Origin of the sequence: Halogeometricum pallidum JCM 14848 (assembly GCF_000337095.1) — an archaeon.
In the GTDB taxonomy this organism is placed as follows: domain Archaea; phylum Halobacteriota; class Halobacteria; order Halobacteriales; family Haloferacaceae; genus Halogeometricum; species Halogeometricum pallidum.
In genome coordinates this window covers 119,745-142,618 of the sequence record NZ_AOIV01000003.1, presented here as the reverse complement: position 1 = coordinate 142,618, position 22,874 = coordinate 119,745, and the positions used below count along the sequence as shown (strand labels likewise).

Annotated in this window: 22 protein-coding genes and 2 tRNA genes; 13 read left to right on the top strand and 11 right to left on the bottom strand. The window is 65.1% G+C overall.

Going from position 1 to position 22,874, the window contains the following annotated elements:
• Positions 1-48 precede the first annotated feature (48 nt).
• A complete protein-coding gene (locus C474_RS01370) occupies positions 49-333 on the top strand; it encodes a hypothetical protein (protein ID WP_008383207.1) in 285 nt (94 codons plus the stop codon).
• Positions 334-724: 391 nt separating this feature from the next.
• Here C474_RS01370 and C474_RS01365 read toward each other — a convergent pair.
• Both C474_RS01365 and C474_RS01360 read right to left on the bottom strand, forming a co-directional pair.
• Positions 725-808, bottom strand: a tRNA-Leu gene (locus C474_RS01365).
• A gap of 59 nt (positions 809-867) precedes the next feature.
• Entirely contained in the window at positions 868-1,110 is a 243-nt protein-coding gene (locus C474_RS01360) for a hypothetical protein (RefSeq protein ID WP_049916625.1), read from the bottom strand.
• Positions 1,111-1,212: 102 nt separating this feature from the next.
• Here C474_RS01360 and C474_RS01355 point away from each other — a divergent pair, with 102 nt between their 5' ends.
• Complete coding sequence (locus C474_RS01355; protein WP_008383204.1) at positions 1,213-1,698, top strand: DUF309 domain-containing protein; 486 nt, start codon at positions 1,213-1,215, stop codon at positions 1,696-1,698.
• 53 nt (positions 1,699-1,751) lie between these two features.
• On the top strand, positions 1,752-2,567 hold the full coding sequence (locus C474_RS01350) for a M14 family metallopeptidase (protein ID WP_049916624.1): 816 nt from the start codon (positions 1,752-1,754) through the stop codon (positions 2,565-2,567).
• A 7-nt stretch (positions 2,568-2,574) separates the two neighbouring features.
• On the opposite strand, the gene C474_RS01345 is transcribed toward C474_RS01350, so the two are convergent.
• Together C474_RS01345 and C474_RS01340 are read right to left on the bottom strand one after the other, a co-directional pair.
• Positions 2,575-3,024, bottom strand: coding sequence for a UPF0179 family protein (locus tag C474_RS01345; RefSeq protein WP_008383200.1), 450 nt, complete (start codon positions 3,022-3,024; stop codon positions 2,575-2,577).
• 33 nt (positions 3,025-3,057) lie between these two features.
• Positions 3,058-3,513, bottom strand: a complete 456-nt coding sequence (locus tag C474_RS01340; protein WP_008383198.1) for a DUF5820 family protein — start codon at positions 3,511-3,513, stop codon at positions 3,058-3,060.
• Positions 3,514-3,995: 482 nt separating this feature from the next.
• On the opposite strand from C474_RS01340, the gene C474_RS01335 reads away from it, so the two are divergent.
• From C474_RS01335 to C474_RS01315, 5 genes are all read left to right on the top strand, one after another.
• Positions 3,996-6,068, top strand: coding sequence for a PrkA family serine protein kinase (locus C474_RS01335; RefSeq protein WP_008383194.1), 2,073 nt, complete (start codon positions 3,996-3,998; stop codon positions 6,066-6,068).
• 1 nt (position 6,069) lies between these two features.
• Positions 6,070-8,349 carry a PrkA family serine protein kinase gene (locus C474_RS01330; protein ID WP_008383193.1) on the top strand — a complete coding sequence of 760 codons (2,280 nt, stop codon included), beginning with the start codon at positions 6,070-6,072 and terminating at the stop codon, positions 8,347-8,349.
• Entirely contained in the window at positions 8,340-9,650 is a 1,311-nt protein-coding gene (locus tag C474_RS01325) for a YeaH/YhbH family protein (RefSeq protein WP_008383190.1), read from the top strand. Before C474_RS01330 ends, C474_RS01325 begins: the two co-directional genes overlap by 10 nt.
• A gap of 1 nt (position 9,651) precedes the next feature.
• Positions 9,652-11,661 carry a SpoVR family protein gene (locus C474_RS01320; RefSeq protein WP_008383188.1) on the top strand — a complete coding sequence of 670 codons (2,010 nt, stop codon included), beginning with the start codon at positions 9,652-9,654 and terminating at the stop codon, positions 11,659-11,661.
• A gap of 86 nt (positions 11,662-11,747) precedes the next feature.
• Positions 11,748-12,356, top strand: coding sequence for a DUF7344 domain-containing protein (locus C474_RS01315; protein ID WP_008383186.1), 609 nt, complete (start codon positions 11,748-11,750; stop codon positions 12,354-12,356).
• Positions 12,357-12,588: 232 nt separating this feature from the next.
• On the opposite strand, the gene C474_RS01310 is transcribed toward C474_RS01315, so the two are convergent.
• The 5 genes from C474_RS01310 to C474_RS01290 form a co-directional block, all read right to left on the bottom strand.
• On the bottom strand, positions 12,589-13,017 hold the full coding sequence (locus C474_RS01310; protein WP_008383185.1) for a disulfide bond formation protein B: 429 nt from the start codon (positions 13,015-13,017) through the stop codon (positions 12,589-12,591).
• A gap of 43 nt (positions 13,018-13,060) precedes the next feature.
• Positions 13,061-13,663 carry a DUF7344 domain-containing protein gene (locus tag C474_RS01305; RefSeq protein ID WP_239640357.1) on the bottom strand — a complete coding sequence of 201 codons (603 nt, stop codon included), beginning with the start codon at positions 13,661-13,663 and terminating at the stop codon, positions 13,061-13,063.
• Positions 13,664-13,883: 220 nt separating this feature from the next.
• The gene (locus tag C474_RS01300) at positions 13,884-14,621 is read right to left on the bottom strand and encodes a hypothetical protein (RefSeq protein WP_008383181.1); all 738 of its coding nucleotides are present in this window, start codon (positions 14,619-14,621) and stop codon (positions 13,884-13,886) included.
• A 304-nt stretch (positions 14,622-14,925) separates the two neighbouring features.
• Positions 14,926-15,000, bottom strand: a tRNA-Glu gene (locus C474_RS01295).
• A 69-nt stretch (positions 15,001-15,069) separates the two neighbouring features.
• Positions 15,070-17,052, bottom strand: a complete 1,983-nt coding sequence (locus C474_RS01290; RefSeq protein WP_008383180.1) for a 3-hydroxyacyl-CoA dehydrogenase/enoyl-CoA hydratase family protein — start codon at positions 17,050-17,052, stop codon at positions 15,070-15,072.
• 151 nt (positions 17,053-17,203) lie between these two features.
• Here C474_RS01290 and C474_RS01285 point away from each other — a divergent pair, with 151 nt between their 5' ends.
• Positions 17,204-17,818: a DNA-3-methyladenine glycosylase family protein gene (locus C474_RS01285; protein ID WP_008383178.1), complete on the top strand. Its 615-nt coding sequence runs from the start codon at positions 17,204-17,206 to the stop codon at positions 17,816-17,818.
• Between the two features lie 6 nt (positions 17,819-17,824).
• Here C474_RS01285 and C474_RS01280 read toward each other — a convergent pair whose 3' ends face one another.
• Positions 17,825-18,388, bottom strand: coding sequence for a DNA-3-methyladenine glycosylase family protein (locus tag C474_RS01280; RefSeq protein WP_008383175.1), 564 nt, complete (start codon positions 18,386-18,388; stop codon positions 17,825-17,827).
• A 96-nt stretch (positions 18,389-18,484) separates the two neighbouring features.
• Complete coding sequence (locus tag C474_RS01275; protein ID WP_049916623.1) at positions 18,485-19,840, bottom strand: putative ATP-dependent zinc protease; 1,356 nt, start codon at positions 19,838-19,840, stop codon at positions 18,485-18,487.
• 119 nt (positions 19,841-19,959) lie between these two features.
• On the opposite strand from C474_RS01275, the gene C474_RS01270 reads away from it, so the two are divergent.
• The 4 genes from C474_RS01270 to C474_RS01255 all read left to right on the top strand — a co-directional run bounded on the left by C474_RS01270 (position 19,960) and on the right by C474_RS01255 (position 22,838).
• The gene (locus tag C474_RS01270) at positions 19,960-20,988 is read left to right on the top strand and encodes a succinylglutamate desuccinylase/aspartoacylase family protein (protein WP_008383172.1); all 1,029 of its coding nucleotides are present in this window, start codon (positions 19,960-19,962) and stop codon (positions 20,986-20,988) included.
• A gap of 191 nt (positions 20,989-21,179) precedes the next feature.
• Entirely contained in the window at positions 21,180-21,572 is a 393-nt protein-coding gene (sdhC, locus tag C474_RS01265; protein ID WP_008383170.1) for a succinate dehydrogenase, cytochrome b556 subunit, read from the top strand.
• Between the two features lie 2 nt (positions 21,573-21,574).
• Entirely contained in the window at positions 21,575-21,952 is a 378-nt protein-coding gene (locus C474_RS01260; protein ID WP_008383169.1) for a succinate dehydrogenase hydrophobic membrane anchor subunit, read from the top strand.
• Position 21,953: 1 nt separating this feature from the next.
• Complete coding sequence (locus tag C474_RS01255; RefSeq protein WP_008383167.1) at positions 21,954-22,838, top strand: succinate dehydrogenase/fumarate reductase iron-sulfur subunit; 885 nt, start codon at positions 21,954-21,956, stop codon at positions 22,836-22,838.
• Positions 22,839-22,874: the final 36 nt, after the last annotated feature.

Below are 22,874 nucleotides of genomic sequence, written 5' to 3'. Positions count from 1 at the left end.
ATTCCGAGTCGGAGTACATTTTAGTATTCACGGCTCATCGTGTGGAATATGAACCCCACTGACGCCGCAAAACAGCTTCAGTACGCGGTCGCCTCGCAAGCCGACGATTACCAGGTAAAACACTGGGAAGCCACCGCCTACAACGACGTGTTCGCCGACGTCGTGGAACGCGGCGAACTCGACGACGTGATGGCCGTCGTCGAAACGCTCGGCAGCGAGTTCACCGAGGAGTCCTGTCCGTCCGTCGAACGCGCACGCGTCGTCGCGGACGACATACTCACTCAGAACGGGCGAATGATGACCGACGGCGGCCCGGACGCCGAAGACGACTGACGCGGTCTCTCTCCGTTCTCGCGGGCCGCGACGCTGACAGCTGATCCGTTTCGGCGAACGGACGGATTCGGAATCCGCCGTCCGTACGGTGACTTCTCTTTCGGACGCCGTGTGCAGAACCAGAGCGATAGCTACCGCTTGCCGTCGCTCGGCGATGTCGCATGCGAGGGGAGGGAGTTGAACCGCACTCGCAAATCAGAGATTTGCTCGCTGATTCGAACCCCTTCGTACGATTTTCACGACTCTCACGTTCGTTCGAGTCGACGAAAATTCGAGGGGAGGGATTTGAACCGAGACCAGACGTGCTCGCTCACTTCGTTCGCTGCGCGCGACTGGTCGGGTTCAAACTCTCCGTAGCCATCGCTCTGCTCACTGACGTTCGCAGAAGCGATGCGAGGGGAGGGATTTGAACCCACGGACTCCTACGAGAGCGGATCTTGAGTCCGCCGCCTTTTCCAGACTCGGCCACCCTCGCGCGTTACACGCTCGAACACCGCGCCGCTAAAACGTTCCGAACTGCGCCGCGGCAGTCCGCTACGACGACCCGAACCTCGATTTCAGCCGCGGCGGTACCTCGAGAACGACGGCGACGCCGATGGCCGGCAGGGCGACGCAGAGGACGACGAGAACCAGTCCCATCCCGAGCGGTGACAGGCCCATCCCGACGTAGGCGGCGACGAAGACGAAGGCGTAGAACGCCCCCCGTCCGGCCGCCGCGCCGACGCCCGTCGCGTAGGCGGCGAGCGCCCCCGGCAGTTCGCTGAGTCCGTTGCTCATGGGCGTACGGACGACGGCGTCGGGCATATAGGTACGGCCGTCCGCGGCGCGGGAGGGTGGACCGGCGATGCCGTTAGGTTGCTCCGTCGTGAGACTGTCCGTATGGACGACCACACCCGCGACCCGAGCGTCGCACCCCCGCTCGGCGACCCGTCCGGGTGGCGGGCCGAGCGCCGCGAGTGGGAGCACGCGACGCTCCGCCGCGCCACCGAACACGGCGTGCGCCTGTTCAACGCCGCCGAGTACCACGAGTCGCACGACTGCTTCGAGGACGAGTGGTACAACTACGGCCGCGGCAGCGTCGAGTCCGCGTTCCTCCACGGGATGGTACAGGTGGCGGCCGGCGCGTACAAGCACTTCGACTTCGAGGACGACGGCGGCATGCGCTCGCTGTTCGAGACGGCGTTGAACTACCTGAGGGGGACGCCCTCGGACTTCTACGGCGTCGACGTCGACGACATCCGCGAGACGCTTCGGGCGGCGCTCGACGACCCCACGGTGCTGCACGGCTGGCAGATAGCGCTCGACGGCGAGCGCACGGCGGCCTACCCCGCCGACTACGAGTACGCCGAGGACCTCGAACACTGACCGTCGGGGGACGATTCGAACTCGTTTTCCTTCTCGCCCCCGTGAACTTGGTCATGCGAATCTACGAACTCGGGGACGGTACCCCCGAAGTCGCCGTCATCGGTTCGATCCACGGCGACGAGCCCTGCGGTGCGCACGCCGTCGAGCGGTTCGTCGCCGGCGAACCGGAGGTCGAACGCCCCGTGAAGCTCATCGTCGCCAACGAGGAGGCTCTCGACGCCGACGTCCGGTACCTCGACGAGGACCTCAACCGCGCGTTCCCGGGTGACGCGAACGCGGACACTCACGAGGGCCGCCTCGCGGCCGATTTGGTCCGCGAAGTCCGCGGCTGCACGACGCTCGCCCTCCACTCCACGCAGTCGTACGCGAAGCCGTTCGCCCTCGTCGGCGACGTCGGCGCCGTCTCGCGGTCCATCTGTCCCCACCTCCCCATCGACGAACTCGTCGAGACGGGCGACTTCGCCGGCGGCCGCCTCATCGACCACGCCCACACTATCGAAGTCGAGTGCGGTCTGCAGGGCTCCGCGGACGCCGAGGAGAACGCCTACTGGGTGATTCGGTCGTTCCTCGCCGCCACGGGCGTCGTCTCCGCGCCCGTCGAGGACGAGGAGTCGCCGATCACGCTGGGCACGCGCGAGGACGACGTGGTGACGGTGTACCGGATGCTCGAACGCATCCCGAAGGAACCGGCCGAGACGTACGAGGTGTTCGTGAACAACTTCGAACTCGTCGAGGAGGGCGACCGCTTCGCCGCCGCGGGCGACCGGACGTTCACCGCCGACCGGCCGTTCTATCCGGTGCTGCTCTCCGCGTACGGCTACGACGACGTGTTCGGCTACGCCGCCGACCGAATCGGCACGCTCGACTGAGCCGGGACTACTCGCTCTCGGGCGCGAACTCCACCAGCGTCAGGTCGCGGTCGAGATAGCAGAACTCGTGCGGCGGGTCCCCTCGAACCTCGGAGATGCGGTACTCGTGGTCGAACTCCGCGCCCTCGGGGACGCAGTACTCGTGGCTCGGGCACTCGGTGTGCGGACACGGCCCCGCGAGGCTCGATTTGCTCCCCGCGTAGGCGCCCTTCGCGGGGACGTTGGCGACGACGGGCACGGGTTCGACCTCCACCGCTCGGACGCCGGTGTCGTGGACGGCGCAGTCGAGCAACTGCGCGTTCTCGCGGACCTCGGTCACCTCGTAGCGCACGCCCGCTTCGAGGTTGAGACACTGCTTTCGGTAGGGACAGCCCTCACAGGCCGAGGAGGGGCCGCGGTAGACGAACTGCGTGCCGGGTTCCGCGATTCGGTCGCCGATGAGGGTGACTGTGGTCATGGTGAGAGTCGTAATCGGCGCGGTCGGATAACGTTACTCGTCGCCCGGTCCGCCCTGCGCCCCGTTCTCACCCGCCTCACGACCGGTGAGTTCGTCCAACTTATCCAGGTACGCCTCCGGCGGCACCTGGTAGAGGTCCCGGTACTCTACCTCGCCGTCGGCGAATCGCCGCGCGAGTTCGTTCCCGCCGACGACGGCCGCCTCGCGCGTGTCGAACTCCTCGACGGGACCCTCCACGTCCGGTTCGAGTCGGAGCACGGCGTGCCACGTCTCGGTTCTGATCTGCGAGGATCCCGGTCGGTTCGCCCGGGACCCGTTCCAGACGAACACGGTCGGCAGGTACGCCGCATGGAAGTTGCCCTCGTTGAACACGTCCGGTCGGTACGCGAGGATGCGCCGGCCGCCGGGTTCGTCGTTCCACACCGTCCACCCCGCCGGCGCCGACTCCGAGTCCGCCGCCTCCGGGTCGTCGGCCGCGTCGTCGCTCATGCGTGGAACGTACCGTCCGAGCGAGGAATCACCTTCGGTCCGCCCGACGCGGTTCGGGCGACGAGACGACCCGAACGCCCACCCCGCACAAATAGTACATATGTCGAGTGTTACCTACCTTCAGTGTCGAAGTACAGTGTAGAGCACCGTACTGTCCGGTATCGCTAGAACGGCCGTTTCGCCGTCCCGTCGTTCGATAACGGTGTCAGACATCCGAGGAAGACTTATATGTGTGTGTCTCTCACACACAGACAGCCTCGGTCGACAGGACCGAGCGACCGTCCCTCCGCGCACCGTCCGCCGAACACTCGAAGACTCGTCGTTCGCCGCCGATTATGCCGCCGTTGGTCGTGACCCGCGCGCGTACCGGGCGGTTCGATACGACCGACCGCGGACCGCGTCCGAACGGCGCGGTTCGGCCGTCCGCCCCCTCTCGAGGCACGGGGGCACGTGGTCGCTCTATCAACACCCGTACACCAACAATGAATGGCGATATCGACACCCTCGAAGGACTGAGCAAGCACTACAAAGACTCCGTTCCTGCGGACCTCCGCGAGGCGAAGAGCTTCGGGTGGTACCTAGACGAGGTCTACGAAGAACCGAGAATTGCCCGCAACGCGCACCAACGCGTCGCCGACATGTTCGACTACTACGGCACCGACTACGACGAGGACGCCGGGATAGTCGAGTACGAGATGGCCTCCGAGGACCCCATCCACGACGGGGAGAACACGTTCTACGGCCGAGAGGTCCACGAATCCATCCACGAGTTCGTCAACAAGGTCAAATCGGGCGCCCGCGGACTCGGCCCCGAGAAGCGTATCAAACTCCTCCTCGGACCGGTGGGCTCCGGGAAGTCCCACTTCGACTGGATGGTCCGACGCTACTTCGAGGACTACACGATGCGCGACGAGGGCCGGATGTACACGTTCCGGTGGACCAACCTCACCGACGTCATCCGCGACCAGGACCCCTCCGACGACGTGGTCCTGTCGCCGATGAACCAAGACCCCATCGTGCTCCTCCCGCAGGAGCAACGGGATATGGTCATCGAGCAACTGAACGAGGCGCTGGACGCGCCGTACACCATCCGGAACGACCAGGCGCTCGACCCCGCCTCGGAGTTCTACATGGACAAACTGCTGGCGTACTACGACGACGACTTACAGGAAGTCGTCGAGAACCACATCGAGATAATCCGGCTGGTCGCCTCCGAGAACAAGCGCCAGTGCGTCGAGACGTTCGAACCGAAGGACAAGAAGAACCAGGACGAGACGGAACTGACGGGCGACGTCAACTACTCGAAACTGGCCGTCTACGGGGAGTCCGACCCGCGGGCGTTCGACTACTCCGGCGCGTTCTGCAACGCCAACCGGGGGCTGTTCTCCGGGGAGGAACTGCTGAAACTCCAGCGGGAGTTCCTGTACGACTTCCTGCACGCGAGCCAAGAGCAGACGATCAAACCGAAGAACAACCCGCGCATCGACATCGACCAGGTCATCGTCGGCCGGACGAACATGCCGGAGTACCGCGAGAAGAAGGGCGACGAGAAGATGGAGGCGTTCAACGACCGGACCAAGCGCATCGACTTCCCGTACGTCCTCGAGTACTCCGAGGAGTCCGACATCTACCGGAAGATGCTCCGGAACGCCGACGTGCCGGACATGCACATCGAACCGCACACCCTGGAGATGGCCGGGTTGTTCGGCGTCCTCACCCGCATCGTCGAACCCGACGGCGGGAACATCACGCTGACGCAGAAGGCGAAGGCGTACAACGGCGAGATAGACGACGGCGACGATATCGACGTGAAGAAACTCCGCGAGGAGGCCGAGTCGAAGGCGGACATCGGCGAGGGGATGGAGGGCGTCTCCGCCCGCTTCATCGGCGACGAGATAGCCGAGGCCATCATGGACTCGACGCACCGCGGCCGCGGCTACATCTCGCCGCTGTCGGTGTTCACCCACTTCGGGGAGAACTTGGAGAACCACGGCTCCATCCCCGAGGAGAACCTCGAACGCTACCACCGCTACCTAGAGATGGTGCGCGAGGAGTACAAAGAGCGCGCCATCGAGGACGTGCGCCACGCCCTCGCCTACGACTTAGACGAGATACAGCGGCAGGGCGAGAAGTACATGGACCACGTGATGGCGTACATCGACGACGCCACCGTGCAGGACGAACTCACCGGCCGCGAGCAGGAACCCGACGAGAAGTTCCTGCGCTCCGTCGAGGAGAAACTCGACATCCCCGAAGACCGAAAGGACGACTTCAGACAGGAGGTGTCCAACTGGGTCTCCCGCCGCGCCCGCGAGGGGCAGGCGTTCGACCCGCAGGACAACGACAGACTCCGCCGCGCCCTCGAACGCAAACTCTGGGAGGACAAGAAGCACAACATCAACTTCTCCGCGCTCGTCAGCGCCAACGAACTGGACGACGACGAACGGAACGCGTGGGTCGACGCCCTCGTCGAACAGGGCTACTCGCGCGACGGCGCGAGAGAGGTGTTAGAGTTCGCCGGCGCGGAGGTGGCAAAGACCGAGTTGGAAGGCTAGCATGAAGCCAACGAGAGACTACATCCGTCGGGCGGACGAGCGCCTCCGGGGCACCTACGAGGAGCCGATGAGCCTCGCGGAGTACGTCGACGCCGCCTTCGAGTCGCCGGCCATCGCCTCGCACGCCTCGAAGTACCTCCTCTCGGCCATCGAGGCCGCGGGGACCCGCACGGTCATCGAGGAGGGCGAGGAGAGGGAGCGCTACCGCTTTTTCGACGACCCGTCAAACGACGGCGAGCACGCGGTTCTCGGCAACACCGAGGTGCTGAACCGCTTCGTCGACGACCTGCGGACCATCGCCGCCGAACGCGGCAAGAGCGAGAAGATAATCTGGTTCGACGGGCCGACGGCGACGGGCAAATCGGAACTGAAGCGCTGTCTGATCAACGGCCTGCGGGAGTACTCGAAGACCGAGGCGGGGCGGCGATACACCGTCGAGTGGAACGTCAACACCGCCTCCGACGGCAGGGGACTCTCGTACGGCGGCGAGATGGACGGCCCCGAGGAGGAGTCCGACTGGTACGAGAGTCCCGTGCAGTCGCACCCGCTGTCGGTGTTTCCGCCGGAGGTGCGCCGGGACCTCTTAGAGGACCTGAACGCCGCCGCGTCCGACCACATCCCCGCCTCCCTCGACGAGGAACTCGACCCGTTCTGCCGCGAGGCGTACGACTACCTCGAAGAGAAGTACCGCCGGAGCGGCAAGCGCGACCTGTTCAGCGCCGTCAGCGACCCGAAACACCTCCGGGTGAAAAACTACGTCGTCGACGTGGGGCGCGGCATCGGCGTCCTCCACTCCGAGGACGACGGCACGCCCAAGGAGCGACTCGTCGGATCGTGGATGCCGAGCATGCTCCGCGAACTCGACTCGCGCGGGCGGAAGAATCCGCAGGCGTTCAGCTACGACGGCGTCCTCTCGCAGGGTAACGGCCTGCTCACCATCGTCGAGGACGCGACGCAGCACGCGGACCTGCTGCAGAAGCTCCTGAACGTGCCGGACGAGAGCCACGTGAAACTGGACAAGGGCATCGGGATGGACATCGACACGCAACTGCTCATCATCTCGAACCCCGACCTGGACGCGGAACTCGACAAGTACTCCGACCGCAACGGGCGCGACCCGCTGAAGGCGCTGAAGCGCCGCCTCGACAAACACGAGTTCCGGTACCTGACGAACGTCTCGCTTGAGACCGAACTCATCCGCCGCGAACTGACGAACGAGACGGACGTGTGGGACATCGAGGACAGAAAAGAACTCGAGACGCGCATCCGCGAGGGGCTGTTCGTGGACGTGCGCAGCGGTCCCGGCGAGATAACGCGCCGCGAACTCGCGCCGCACGCCGTCGAGGCGGCGGCGCTGTACTCGGTCGTCTCCCGACTCGACGGCGACGACGTACCCGACGGCTACAGCCTCGTCGACAAGGCGACGCTGTTCGACCGGGGGTACCTGCAGGACGGCGACACCCGCGAGGGCATCGACGAGTTCGACTTCGACGCCGAAAACGAGGGTATCCACGGCATCCCGGTCACGTTCACCCGCGACGTCATCGCGGACCTCCTGCACGAGGACCGCGACAGACACCACCCCGAGTTGGACGTCGGCACGGTCATCATGCCGGGCGACCTGCTGGAGTCGATGGCCGAGACCCTCCACGAGGCGCCGGTGTTCTCGCGGGCCGAACGCACCGAGTACGAGGGCCGCGTCGCCGTCGTGAAAGACCGCGTGTTCGACCAGCAGGAGGAGGACGTGCTCTCGGCCATCCTCGCAGACAAGCACGTCGAACAGGAGACCGTCGAGGAGTACGTCGAGCACGTGTACGCGTGGGACGCGGGCGACCAGATAGAGACCGACCGCGGCCCGGTCGACCCCGACGCGCTGTTGATGAAACTGTTCGAGGTGGAACACCTCGGACGGTTCGCCGAGAGCGACTACGCCGGGAACGACCCCTCCGAGGCGGTCGAACGCTTCCGCCGCGAGAAGGTCATCACCGCGCTGAACCGCTTCGCGTGGGAGAACAGAGACGAGGGATTCACCGTCGCGGACGTGGACCTCTCGGAGATACCCGTCATCCGAACGGTGCTCGAGACCCACGAGTGGGACGACGTCCGCCGCCTGTTCGAGGACTTCGACCCCGCCCAGTGGGACGACCCGCCGACGAACACCGAGACAGCACGCGTGAAAGAACGAACGATAGCGGAGATGGTAGAGAACGGTTACTCCCCGGCGTCCGCGGAACTCACCTCGCGGGCGGTCATGAACGAGGTGCGCCACCGATGGGACTGAGAGAGGACATCGAGCGGTTCCGCGAGGTCGGCGAGGACCGCCGCGAGGACTTATCGGAGTTCATCAGTTACGGCGACCTCGGGGGGTCCGGCCCGAACAGCATCAAGATACCCATCAAGGTCGTCGACCTCCCAAAGTTCGAGTACGACCGCCTCGACCAGGGCGGCGTCGGACAGGGCAAAGGCGGCACGCCCGACGTGGGCCAACCCGTGGGCCAACCGCAACCCGGCGACGGGGACGAGGACGGCGACCCCGGCGAGGAGGGCGGCGAGCACGAGTACTACCAGATGGACCCCGAGGAGTTCGCCCAGGAACTCGACGAGGAACTCGGTCTCGACCTCGAACCCAAAGGAAAGGAGGTCATCGAGGAGATAGAGGGCGACTTCACCGACGTGACGCGGTCGGGTCCGCACAGCACCCTCGACTTCGAGCGCCTGTTCAAAGAGGGGCTGAAGCGGAAACTCGCGATGGACTTCGACGACGACTTCGTCCGCGAGGCGATGAAAGTCGAGGGACAGGACGCCCAGTCGGTCTACCGGTGGTGCCGCGAGCGGAACATCCTCGTGTCGCTGCCGTGGATCGAAGATGCGTGGACGAAAATTCCCGACGACGAGCGGGGTAAATGGGCCTCCTTCGAGGAGATGGAGGAGAACGTCGAGCGGTCGACGACGCTCCAGCGCATCCGCCGGGACGGCCTGCGCGACGTGCCGTTCCGCCGCGAGGACGAGCGCTACCGCCACCCCGAGATAATCGAGGAGAAAGAGAAGAACGTCGTCGTGGTGAACATCCGCGACGTCTCGGGGTCGATGCGCGAGAAGAAGCGCGAACTGGTCGAGCGGACGTTCACGCCGCTGGATTGGTACCTCACGGGCAAGTACGACAACGCCGAGTTCGTCTACATCGCCCACGACGCCGAGGCGTGGCAGGTCGACCGCGACGAGTTCTTCGGAATCCGCTCGGGCGGCGGCACCCGCATCTCGAGCGCGTACGCCCTCGCCAAGGAGATTCTCGACGAGCAGTATCCGTGGGCGGAGTGGAACCGCTACGTGTTCGCCGCCGGCGACTCGGAGAACTCCTCGAACGACACGACGGAGAACGTCGTCCCCCTGATGAGAGAGATAGACGCGAACCTCCACGCCTACGTGGAGACCCAACCCGGCGGCACCGCCATCAACGCCACGCACGCCGAGGAGGTGGAGAAGGCGCTCGACGACCAGGACAACGTCGTCGTCGCGCACGTCTCCTCGCCCGAGGACGTGATAGACGCGATCTACACCATCCTCAGCACGGAGGCCGAGTGACATGACCATGAGACGATTCAGACAGATCGCACAGAAGGCGGCCGAGCAACTGGAGGAACCCGTCCGCGAGGCGGGCAACCTCGCCCGCAAACTCGGCCTCGACCCGTACCCGGTGAACTACTGGGTGGTCGACTACGAGGATATGAACCAACTCATCGCCTACGGCGGGTTCCAGCGTCGGTACCCGCACTGGCGGTGGGGAATGTCGTACGACCGCCAGCAGAAGCAAGACCAGTTCGGCATGGGCAAGGCGTTCGAGATAGTCAACAACGACAATCCCTCGCACGCGTTCTTGCAGGAGTCGAACTCGCTGGCGGACCAGAAGGCGGTCATCACGCACGTCGAAGCGCACGCGGACTTCTTCGCCAACAACGAGTGGTTCGGCATGTTCGCGGGCGAGACGGACCTGGACGCGGCGGCGATGCTCGAACGGCACGCCGAGACCATCCAGGGGTACACGGACGACCCGGAGATAGACAGAGAGGACGTCGAACGGTTCATCGACGCGGTGCTCTGTCTCGAAGACAACATCGACCAACACCGCACCATCACGGACGCGGCCAGCGGACGCGAGCGGGTTCAACCGGAGGACCTGCGCAAGCGGTTGGACGACATGGACATCTCCCAGGACGTGCGCCAGCAGGTGTTCGACGAGGAGTGGTTGGACCGACTCGCCGAGACGGAAGCCGAGGCGGCGAGACTCGACGCGCCGCGGCGGGACGTGCTCGCGTACCTCCGAGACCACGGCACCTACTACGACGAGGAGGAGGGCAAGGCCGTCGAGATGGAGGAGTGGCAGAAGGACGTCCTCGATATGCTCCGAACGGAGTCGTACTACTTCGCCGCCCAGAAGATGACGAAGGTGATGAACGAGGGCTGGGCGGCCTACTGGGAGTCGCTCATGATGGGCGAAGAGCGCTTCGCGGGCACCGACGAGTTCCTCACCTACGCCGACCACCAGGCGCGCGTCCTCGGTTCTCCCGGCCTCAACCCGTACAAACTCGGCAAGGAACTCTGGGAGTACATCGAGAACACGACGAACCGGCGGGAGGTGGCCGACAAACTCCTGCGCGTGAAGGGCGTCTCGTGGCGCAACTTCCACGACGCCATCGACTTTGAGGAGGTGCAGGAACTGCTCGCGCCGGACCCGGCCATCGACGGCGTCCGCTCGGATACGCTGGACCTCCTCGCAGAACTGGACGAGGACGACCCGCGCGTCGACTGGGAGACGCTGGACCGGGCGCTCTCGGGCGAGGAGGTGGACGTCGACGCCTACCCCTGGAAGGTGCTCACCTACGAGGGACTCGTCGAACGGCACTTCTCGCTCGTGAAACCGCAGAACCGCGGGTTCCTCGGGCGCGTCCGTCGGTCGGAACTCGAACGCCTCTCGCGATACATGTTCGACGACGAGATGTACGACACCGTCGAGGAAGCCGTCGCGGACGTCGACTACTCGGCGGGGTGGGACCGGATGCGCGAGATACGCGAGAGCCACAACGACGTGACGTTCATCGACGCGTTCCTCACCCAGGAGTTCGTCAAGGACAACCACTACTTCACCTACGAGTTCACGCAGTCGACGGGCGAGTTCCGCGTCGCCTCCGTGGACTACGAGGACGTGAAGAAGAAACTGCTCTTGCAGTTCACGAACTTCGGCAAGCCGACCATCGTCGTCTTCGACGGCAACTTCGAGAACCGCGGCGAACTGCTGTTGGCCCACCAGTACAACGGCATCATGCTCAATATGGGGCAGGCGCGCGGGGTTCTCGAACGCATCTACGACCTCTGGGGCCGCCCGGTGAACATCGCGACCATCGTCAAGGAGTACGACGACCACGACGTGGAGGTGGCCCGCCGCCGCAACCGCGAACCGACGCCCATCGAGACGGGCAAGCGACTCCGCTACGACGGCGAGGAGTTCGAACTGTTCGACCTGGAGGCCGACATCGAAGAACGCATTCAGGCCACCGACGTCGATTACGACACGAAACCCGAAGAGTGGCTCTCGTAACTGTCCCTTTGGACACACAGTCCCCTTTATCAGAAATTATAATACTCAGATAGGTTGATATCCCTCCGGCCGAAAGGAGGAGTGTAATGCACACGGGAGGGGCCGGGACGGTGGGAACATCTCGGCGCGGAGACGAAGATAGCCTCGACCAATCGGACATCCACGACGTCCTGCGCAACGAGCGGCGACGCCACGTCATCGAACGACTGCAGTCGTCCGACGAGGCGGAGACCGTCGCGGACCTCGCCGAGTACATCGGCGCGGTCGAGTCGGGGGAGTCGCCCCCGCCGCGCAACGTCCGGCAGAGCGTCTACGTCTCGCTTCATCAGACGCACCTGCCGAAACTGGACGAGCTAGGTATCGTGACGTACGACAGCGACGCCAAGACCGTCGCGTTGGCCGAGGCGGCCGACGAGGTGACGGTGTACATGGAGGTCGTCCCCAAGTACGGCATCTCCTGGGCGGAGTACTACCTCGGCCTCGGCTTTCTCGGTCTGCTCTCGCTACTGGGGTCCGGCATCGGCGTGCCGACGCTCTCGTCGGTGGGGCCGGCGCTCCTGAGCGGAGTGTTCTTCCTCCTCTTGGTCGTCTCGGCGACGTACCAACTGGTGGATCAGCGGAGTTCGGTGCTCCACCGACTCGGCGCCGACGACGACCCCGAGTTCGAGACGGCGACGCCCGCCGACGAGGACTGAATGGGGGAGAGCGGCGTCAGCGGCTGCAGACCGCCTCGTTCGGTACTGTTTCGACCGCCGCGAGTACGGTCTGCGAGCGTACGATTGCGAGCGGTTTTTCGATTCCGCGAGACGGCGAGCCACCGCTCCCGTTTCCGCCGCGAGTCCGTCGCGGACCCGCGCGAATTCATCGTATGCCCGCGCGAGTCGCTCTGACGCGTCGGGTCTCTCGACCGGTCGACGCGCCGTCTCCTCACCGACCGGCCCACGCGCCGTTCCGTCCGCGGGCGACGACGCCGACGAGGACCGTGATCAGGACGAACGCGATCAGCGCGAGTCGCGGGATGGTCAACAGACCGCCCAGCATCGGGTACTGTATCGAGGAACATCCGCCGCCGAGCGTACACCCCGTCGACACCGGAAACAGTTGGATGTAGACGTGGTACGAGGAGACGAGGATTCCGAGCGTCGACAGCGGAAGTACCGTCCGGTAGACGTCGGCTCGTTCCTCCGCGGCGGCCACGCCGAGGACGACGACCAAGGGGTACATCAGGATGCGCTGGTACCAGCAGAGTTCGCACGGGACGAGGCCGAGACCGAGGCTGAAAAACAGGCTTCCCACGGTGGCGACGGCGGCGACGAGCGTCGAGAGGGCGAGGACAGCGCGTGTCGAGGGCGCCATGTTCGGACCCCGAGAGCGGACGGCTTGAACGTGTCGGAGTCGGTCAGTCGTCGTTTCGCCGACGAGAGTCGGTCAACAGGGCGACGACGCGCGGTACCTCCCCCGCTTCGGTTCGTCGTTCGGCGTAGACGTGCAGGGCCGCAGAGACGGCGAACCCGACTCCGATGAGGAGCCCGTACCCGAGGTCCGGAACCAACGAGAAGGGGAAGACCCGCGTCCACGCGAGGCTCACGAGAACTATCGACAGCGCCGACAGCCCCAGATAGTACACCGACCACGACGTCGGGCGGGGCGGTTCGTCGGCGTCCACGAGAAACGAGTCGAGTTCGGTCGCGAGGGGCGTCAGCGATATGATGCCGCGGTCGCGGTCGTACACCAAAACGCCCACGTCGTCGAGTTTCGGCAGGTGCGTCTGGTGCAGCGACGTGTAGACGCGCTTTCGCTGCTTGTACGTCACCTCGCTCGCGTCGATATCATTCTCTAACGCCGCCACCGCCTCGGACAGGTCGCGAACCGAAATATCAGCCTCGGTTCGGCGGAGGTGGTTGAGCACCAACCGCCGACGGCGGTTGCTCAGCATCGAGTAGATGGCATCTTTCGTCAACCGTTCGGCTTTGTCGTCTGTGAACACGCGTTGTACGCTCACCTCGCTGACCTCCCCCACCGGTCACGTCCACGTACTCCGCGCGAGGGTATAAACAGTCTCCCGCGACGCGCGACGCGTCGAGGCAACGTTCGTGGACGGCTCATATCTCAGACTCGCCTCTTGTGTATAAAATACTGCTGATAGTGAAATAACACAAAAATGTCATTTGGGGGAGTCGAATCTCGGTCGCGTCGACCGACCGAGGTGCGAGAACTAACTCCTATCTGATCTCGCGGGCCGAGCGACGATACGTCTCGTCGAGGGCGGGACCACCGAGCGTGTCGTAGAGTTCGATCAGGTCCGCGACGTCGCTCCTGCAGTAGTCTTCGAGGAGTCGCGTGAGTTCTCGGTGGACGCTGGTCGTCTCGATACCGACACTGACGTTTTCGACGTACCGCGCTCCGAGCACCTTCCCGACGTGTTTACCCTGCACGGCGGGGCCGTCTATCTCCGAGAGGTAGACGTCCGGGAAATCGTAATCGTCGTACCAGACGCTGGCGTTGTCGATACCCGCGAGGTCGTACGCCTTCCAGTCGGGGAGGATGTACTGGTCCTCCCAGAGTTCCTCGGCGTACTCGTCGGCCGCGGCGAGGGCGACGTCGACGTGGTTCTCGAAGAGCGTCTGGAGGTGTTGCTGGAACTCGTGGTCGGTAGACGCGTCGATCTCTTCGGCCCAGTTGAGGAGATGCTTGCCGTCGAACCACGTGCCGTTGTAGGTGAGCACCCGGTCGACGGCCCGGTCGTCGCACCATTCGAACAGTCGCTCGAAGAGGTCGGTCGTGTGAGCGTCCGCCCAGTCACCGCGGCGGAACAGCACCTCGACCTCCGGCGTTTCGTCGAGTTCGTCGACGTAGGCGAGGCTGACGGCGACCCACTCGTAGTGTTCCGTCTCGTTGGAGTTCGCGGGCGGTTCTCCGAAGGGACTCGCGGTTTCGATGTCGAGAACGAGCGTCCCCATCTCAGGAGCGCGCCTCGATTCCCGCTCGCCCGGTCAACTCTGCGAGCGCGTTCGAGAACGCCCGAGTTCGGTCGGCGAACGGTGCTCTAGCGCGTGCGAGTTCGTTGAGGAACACGCCGGTGAACGCCGCTCGGTCGGCTAAGACGTTTCGGTGGACGGAGATCCGTCACCGCTCGGTCGATATCGGCGCGTAGAACACGTGAGAGTGCTTGGCGGGGTTTGAACTTCTCTCGCAACGGGTTGTTCGCTGGTTCAAATTCCCGACGCTACGCGTGTTTCTTCATCACTACGTTCTTCAGAAGCATGCTCGGTCAGGGATTTGAACCCTGGTCCTCGGCTCGAAAGGCCAAGATGATTGGCCGGACTACACCAACCGAGCCTGCACTCTATCGTGGTAGGCTAATTTGTTTAAAGATTCCGTTACGGAGTAGCCGCGGGAGGGAGTCTCTTACTCGCCCTCGAACTCGGGGTCGCGGTCGCCCATGAACGCCGTCATCCCCTCCATCAGGTCGTCAGTCGCGAAGAGCAAGCCGAACGACTGCGCTTCGACCTCGAGACCGGCGTCGGTGTCTTCCCATCCGTTGTGCATCGCGCGCTTGGTGTACTTCTGCGCGATGGGCGGCCCTTGCGCGAAGCGCTTGGCGTACTCGAAGGCTTTCTCGTCAAACTCGTCGTTCTCGTATACCTCGTTGACGAAGCCGTAGTCGGCCATCGTCTCCGGGTCGTAGCGGTCGGCGGTGAAGATGATCTCCTTCGCGCGGCCGGTGCCGACGATGCGCTGGAGGCGGACGCTGCCGCCCCACCCGGGCAGGAGACCGAGGTCGTGTTCGGGTTGGCCGAACTCCGAGCGCTTCGAGGCGACGCGGAGGTCCGCGCACATGGTCAGTTCCATCCCGCCGCCGAGGCAGTAGCCGTCGATGGCGGCGACGACGGGCTTGTCGCAGTCTTCGAGTTTACCGAACGCGCGCTGTCCCCGCCGCGAGAGCTCGGTTCCAAGATGCGGGTCGCCGGCGCTTCCGGCGGCGCTCTGGATGTCGGCGCCGGCGGAGAACGCGCGGTCGCCCGCCCCCGTGAGGAGGATGGCGCGGACCGCCTCGTCTGCGGCGAGGGCGTCGACGGCCGCCGAGAGGTCGGCGATGAGGTCGTCGCTGATGGTGTTCAGCCGGTGGGGGCGGTCCAGTTCGAGGTGGCCGACGCCCTCGCGCACCTCGACGGCGACGTTCTCGAAGTCGTAGGGGTCCGAATCGTCGCCGTCGTCGGCGCTCCCGTGGAAGTTCTCGCCCGACTCCGCCAGTTCGCGGAGGTAGTCGACCGCCTCGTAGCGCTCCTCGCCCGTCTCCTCGTGCAGGTCGTCGAGCGTCTCGACCAGCGTCTCCAGACCCGCGTCGTCGGCCATCTTCGCCGGGCCGTCGGGGAACCCGCCGCCGAGCATCAACGCGCGGTCGACGTCGGAGACGGTGGCCACCTCGTTCCCGAGAAGGCCGGCCACCTCGTTGGCCATCACGGCCGTCAGGCGACGGGCGATGTCGTCACGGACTTCGTCGGTGGGAATCTGCGCGCCCTCGCCGTTCTCGTAGTCGTAGAAGCCCTCGCCGGTCTTCTTTCCGAGGTTCTCCGCTTCGACCTTCCGTTCGAGGAGCGGACAGGGTTCGTAGGCGTCGCCCAGCACCTCGTGCATATACTCGAGGACGTGGTAGCCCACGTCGATGCCGACCTGGTCGGCGAGTTCGAAACTCCCCATCGGGAGGCCCATCTCGTACTTCGTCGTGGAGTCCACCTCCGCGATGGTGGCGTCGCCCGACTCGACGATCCAGGCCGCCTCGTTCATCAGCGGAACCAGAATGCGGTTGGCGACGAACCCGGGGCTATCCTTCATGACGCGCACGGGCGTCTTGTCCATCGACTCGGCGAGGTCGGTTATCAGGTCCATCGTCTCCGCGGAGGTGTCCGCCCCGGAGATGACCTCGACGAGTTGCATCCGGACGGGCGGGTTGAAAAAGTGCATCCCGCAGAACCGCTCCGGTCGTTCCGTCACCTCGGCGAGTTCGGTGACCGAGAGGCTGGAGGTGTTCGTCGCGAAGACGGCGCGGTCGGGGGCGGCCGCCTCCAACTCGGTGTAGACGTCCTTCTTGATGTCCATCTTCTCGGGGACGGCCTCTATCACCACGTCGGCGTCCGCGGCGGACTCCGCGAGGTCGACGTACGTCTCCACCCGTCCGAGGGCGTCCTCGGCGTCGGCCTCGGTTATCTGCTCTTTCTCGGCGAGTTTGTCGAGCGACCACTCTATCTGGTCGTAGCCGTTCTCCACGAACTCCTCGTTGATGTCGCGCAGGTGCACCTCGTACCCGGCCAGCGCCGCGACTTCGGCGATACCGTGCCCCATGTTACCGGCACCGAGAACCGTGATAGTGTTGATATCGTCTAACTCCATACCCGATTCTCGGTTGCGCGGCGTTTCAACGTTTCCCTCGGAGTCAGTTGAAACTTTTATCTAGTTTATTAACGGTTCTTCGTGACGTACGCTCGGACCGTCGGCCGAGAGACTATTCCCTCCGGCCCCCTGCGTTCGGAACGAACCCACCGTGACCGACGACGCAGAATCCGCCCTTCGAGCGGACCCCGTGATGCGGCGACTGATGGAACGGCGCGACCCTTACACCGAACGCGAGTGGTCCGAGTTCGAACGCATCGTCGTCGCCGTCGCCTATCAGAGCATCTCGACGGCCAGCGCGGCGGCGGTCACGGAGCGCGTGTTCGAGGTGCTCGACGGGGAGGTGACGCCCGAACGCGTGCTCGACGCCGACGAATCGGCGCTCCGAGAGGCGGGTCTCTCCGAGCGAAAGGTGGAGTACGTCCGGAACGCGGCGCGGGCCTTCCGGGAGTCGGACTTCTCGCGGGAGGCGCTGGCCGACTACTCGGACGGGGAGGTGGTCGAGCGACTCACCGAGGTTCGCGGCGTCGGCGAGTGGACCGCCGAGATGTTCCTCCTGTTCGTCCTGGAACGGGAGGACGTCCTCCCTCTCGGCGACCTAGCGGTCCGGCGCGGTATCGAGGACCTGTACGGCGACGGGCGGGGAAGCGGGGAGGACGGCGAACTGACGCGGGCGGAGATGCGGGAGGTCGCAGAACGGTGGCGACCGTACCGGTCGCTGGCGACGCGGTACGTCTGGGCCGACTACATGGCCGACGAGGAGTAAGAAGAGTCAGTCCACCGACCGCCAGAGGTACCGGGAGGCGAGCGTCCGGTGGGGTCGCCACGTCTCCGCGCGTTCGACCATCGCCGCCCGGTCGTCCTCGTCAATGCCGTACAGTTCCGCCATCGCCTTCCGAATCCCGAGGTCCTCGACGGGGAAGACGTCCTCCCGGCCGAGGACGAACATCAGGTACATCTTCGCCGTCCAGTCCCCGACGCCGCGAATCTCGGTGAGTCGCTCGACCACCTCCTCGTCGGTCAGGTGCGCGAGGCCCTCCCGAGTCAGGTCCTCCTTTCGGAACGCCGTCGCCACGCTCCGCACGTACGATATCTTCTGCGAGGAGAGTCCCACGTCGCGGAGCGCGTCCTCCTCGGCGGCCAGCATCGCCTCCGGGGTCACCTCGAACCGCTCGAACAGGCGGTCGCGGATGGCGGCCGCCGACTGCGTCGACAACTGCTGATTGACGATGGAGACGACGAATCGCTCGAACTCGTCCTGGGCGGGTTCGACGGCGAGTTCGCCGTGTTCCTCGACGAGTTCGGCGAGTCGGTCGTCGTTCCGTATCGGGTCCATGTCCGTCGTCTGCGTCGCCGGAAAGATAGGGGCGTCGTTCGAGACGCCCGAGAACAGGGGCGTCGCTCCCGACGGACGAACCCTCGCCCGGTCGCGCTACTCTTCGAGGCGTTCCTCGCTGTCGCCGTCCTTGCCGCCCTCGTCGACGCGGCGGCGCACGTCGACGCGGTAGTGTTCGAGGATGTCGCGGCCGAGGAGGAGCGGGTAGTCCATGTGCGAGCGGTCCTCGACGCTGGCGGTGACGGTGTGTTGGGTACCGCCGATACCGATGACGAGGTCGACGACGGGGCGCGCCTTCCCGGACTTCACGGACCCCGACTTCACGCGCGTCATGCTCTTGATGGGCCCGGCGCCGATTTTCGCGGCCAGGGACGTGTCGATGCTCGTCCGCGTCGCCCCCGTGTCGGACTTGGCGAAGGCCTGCGTCGAACCGCTGGTCCCCGAGACGACGACTTCCTCGATGTAACCGATGAGCGGCAGTTCCCCCTCGGGGCCGGGGTCGACGCGCGGCATGCTCGCCGGTTCGGAGTCGTCGAGCGTCGCCGCCAGTTCGGCCACGCGGTCCTCCTCGACGTCCCCGCCGGCCTGTTCGATCGCGAGTTTGGCGATGTAGGGTGCGGGCGACCGGTTCGTCGCCTTGTACAGCCCCTTGAACCCGGCCGTCGGGTTCACTTCGAGGACGAACCAGCCGTCGTCGCCCTCGATGAGGTCGACGCCGACGTAGTCGAGGCCGATGACCTCGGCGGCGTACAGCGCCGTCTCCTTGGCCTCCTTTGGCATCTCGCCCGTCGCGTCGGCCACGTCGCCGCCGAGGGCGACGTTCGTCCGCCAGTCGCCCTCCGGGGCGTAGCGGTACATCGCGCCGATGATTTCGCCGTCGACGATGTAGACGCGCAGGTCGCGGTGCTCGTTCTCGTCGCGTTCGATGAGGTCCTGCAGGAACGCCTGTCGGTTGCCGACCTTCGGGTTGACGGGACTCGTGAGGTCGACCTTCCACGTCCCGCCGCCGTGCGTCCCGATGGCGGATTTGTAGACGCCCACGTCGCCGAAGCGGTCGCGACCCTGGTTCAGCCGCTCGTTCGAGAGGGCGAGGAGCGCGTCCGGAACCTTGATGTTCCAGTTGGCGAGCGTCGCCGCCGTGGCGAACTTGTGGACGGCGGTGAGCACCGACGCCGGTTCGTTGAGCATCGGTCGGATGCGCTCGAACGTGGTGGCGAGACCGAGCAGTTCCGCGGGCTCTTCGGTGTTCGAAAGCAGCAGGCGGTTGGCGATGATGTCGACCTCGGGTTCGACCGAGACGTCGCCGTCCTCGATGCTGATTGCCGTGTTCTCTCGGCGGAGCCAGACGCCCTCGTGTCCGAGATCGTCGACCGCGTTCAAGATGGCCTTCGTCTCCTTGCTGTTATGCAGTGACAACACCCCGACACGAACCGAATCGCCATCGCCAGACATACAGCAACCTAACAGAGGCGGGTTTCAAAGGTATGCCGGTGTCTCCTCGCCGGAGCGGTAGTTCGGCGGCGACGAGGAGGTATGGGGACTTTATGTACGCTCCCCTCCCAGACCCGGGTATGCGCGACGACGGGGCCTTCACGTACAACGGCGGGAAGGTCGCACGCGGCGAGACGCAGAATATCCGGTACGGCATCAGCGAAACCTATCTCGGCGACCCGGTCCGAATCCCAGTGACGATAATCAACGGGGAGCGCGACGGGCCCACGGCGTTTCTGACGGCCGCGGCGCACGGCGACGAACTCAACGGCATCGAAGTGGTCCGCGAGGTGGCCCACGAGTGGGACCTCTCGAACCTCGCGGGAACGCTCGTCTGCATGCCCGTGCTGAACGTCCCCGGATTCCTCGCCCAGCAGCGGTATCTGCCCATCTACGACCGCGACCTGAACCGCTCGTTCCCGGGTCGGGAGGACTCGACCAGCGCCAAGCGGATGGCCGCCCGCATCTTCGACAATTTCATCCTCCCCTGCGACTTCGGCATCGACTTCCACACGTCGACGCGCGGGCGGACGAACATGCTCCACGTCCGCGCCGACATGGAGCACGCGGGCACCGCCCGCCTCGCCAACGCGTTCGGTTCGCACGTCATCATCGCGAGCGGAGGCGGCGACGGAATGCTCCGCACGGAGGCGACGGCGGCGGGCGTCCCCGCCATCACCGTCGAGATGGGCGAGGCCCACCGGTTCCAGCGCGGACTCATCGACGAGGCGCTCGCCGGCGTCGAGAGCGTGTTCGCGGAGTACGGCCTGTACGACGACACCGCCGTCCGCTGGCCCGGATGGCGGACGGTCATCGACGACGAGAACGAGAAGACGTGGATTCGCGCCGACGCGGGCGGCATCGTCGACATGCACTACGACCGCGGCGCGTTGGTCCACGAGGGCGACCGTATCTGCACCATCACCAACCCGTTCAAGGACGACAATATCACCGTCGAGGCGCCGTTCACCGGGTTGATGGTCGGCGTCCTGGAGAACCCCGTGGTGTATCCCGGCAACCCCCTGTGCCACCTCGTCGAACTCGAAGAGCGCGTCCGCCGCGTCGTCGAACGCGAGCAGTCGCCCGACGGCGACTCTCTCAGGGCCTGAGTCGGAGCGGCGTACGAGCAATCGCCCCCCGAGAGGCGCTCCCTCGTCCCCGTCGCATCTGGCACTCGCTCGGCGATTAACGAACCCCGTTCGCCCCGTCGACTTCGCGGCACGGGCTGCCGATTCTTTTCTCGCGACTCGTGCCGTACACGTAAGTTCTATACTACCGCGCTCCCGACCCTCAAGAGAGCATGAGTCAGTCTTACAATCGAGGCCTCATCGAGGACTTCGGCCGATGGAAGGAGTTCTCCGCGGGGATGTGGGCCTGGATTTTCCACAAGTTCACCGGCTGGGTGCTGGTGGGATATCTTTTCACCCACATCGCCGTCCTCTCGACGGCGCTGACGGGCGCGGCGGCGTACACGGAGACCATCCAGACCCTCGAGAGCCTGCTTGTGGTTCGTATCCTCGAAGTCGGCCTCCTCGCGGTGGCCGTCTTCCACATCCTCAACGGCCTCCGCCTGCTCCTCGTCGACCTCGGCGTGGGGCTTCACGCACAGGACAAGAGCTTCTACGCGTCGCTGGCGCTGACGGGCGCTATCGTCGTCGCCAGCGTACCGACGTTCCTCGCGGGGGTGTTCTGACGATGGCGGAACACTACTCCTCGTTCGAACGCGGCGGGAGACGGTGGCTCTGGCAGCGCATCACGGCGGCGTTCCTCGTGATAGTGCTCGCCTTCCACTTCTTCCTGCTCCACTTCGTCCACCACGCGGACGAGGTGACCTTCGCCATGTCGTCGGCGCGAATGGAGCAGTGGACGTACTACTCGCTGATGATACTGTTCTTGGTCACCGCGACGTTCCACGGCGTCAACGGCGTGTTCAACGCCTTGGTGAACCAAGGTATCGAAGGGACGCGGAAGAAGGCCGTGAAGTGGACGCTGGTCGCCGCCAGCCTCCTCCTGATCGTACAGGGCGTCCGAACGGCGAACGCGTGGGCGGGAATCACACTCCTCCCCTTCTAATATGAGCACGCAAGTTCCGGAGCAAACCGAAGAAGAATCGTCCGCCGACACCGAATCGCAGTCGCAGTCGGCCGCACAGCAGGCGCGCATGGAGAAAAAGCGCGACCGGGCCGCACAGCGCGACCAACAGCGGGAAGCCGAGGAGGCCGAGAGGGAGTTCAGCGAGGACGGCACCTACCTCCTGAAGGTGTTCCGCTACGACCCCGAGATAGCGGGCAAACAGGAGCCGCGGTTCGACGAGTTCCACGTCCCGTACCACACCGGGATGACCGTTCTCGACGCGCTGATGTACGCCCGCGACGAGTACGACTCCAGTCTCACCTTCCGGCACTCCTGCCGGCAGGCGGTCTGCGGGTCCGACGCGCTGTTCGTCAACGGTCGACAACGACTCGGCTGTAAGACCCAACTGTCGGACCTCGAAGAGCCCGTCCGCATCGAACCGCTCCCCCACCAAGAGGTCGTCAAAGACCTCGTCGTGGACATGGAGCACTTCTACGACCAGATGCACGCGGTCGAACCGTACTTCCAGACGAACGACCTCCCGGAGGGCGAACAGCTCCAGTCCCGCGAGAACCGCGAGAAGATCAAGATGTCCACGCGCTGTATCTGGTGCGGCGCCTGCATGTCCTCGTGTAACATCGCGGCGGGGGACAACAAGTACCTCGGCCCCGCGGCCATCAACAAGGCGTACCGCTTCACGATGGACGAACGCGAGGGCGAGGACATGAAGGAACACCGGATGAAGATCATGGAGCAGGAACACGGCGTCTGGCGCTGTCAGACCCAGTTCTCCTGCACCGAGGTGTGCCCGAAGGATATCCCCCTCACCGAGCACATCCAGGAGCTAAAGCGCGAAGCGGTCAAGAACAACCTGAAGTTCTGGTGAACGGGGAGCATAAGTTCAGCCAGTTCTAACCCACGA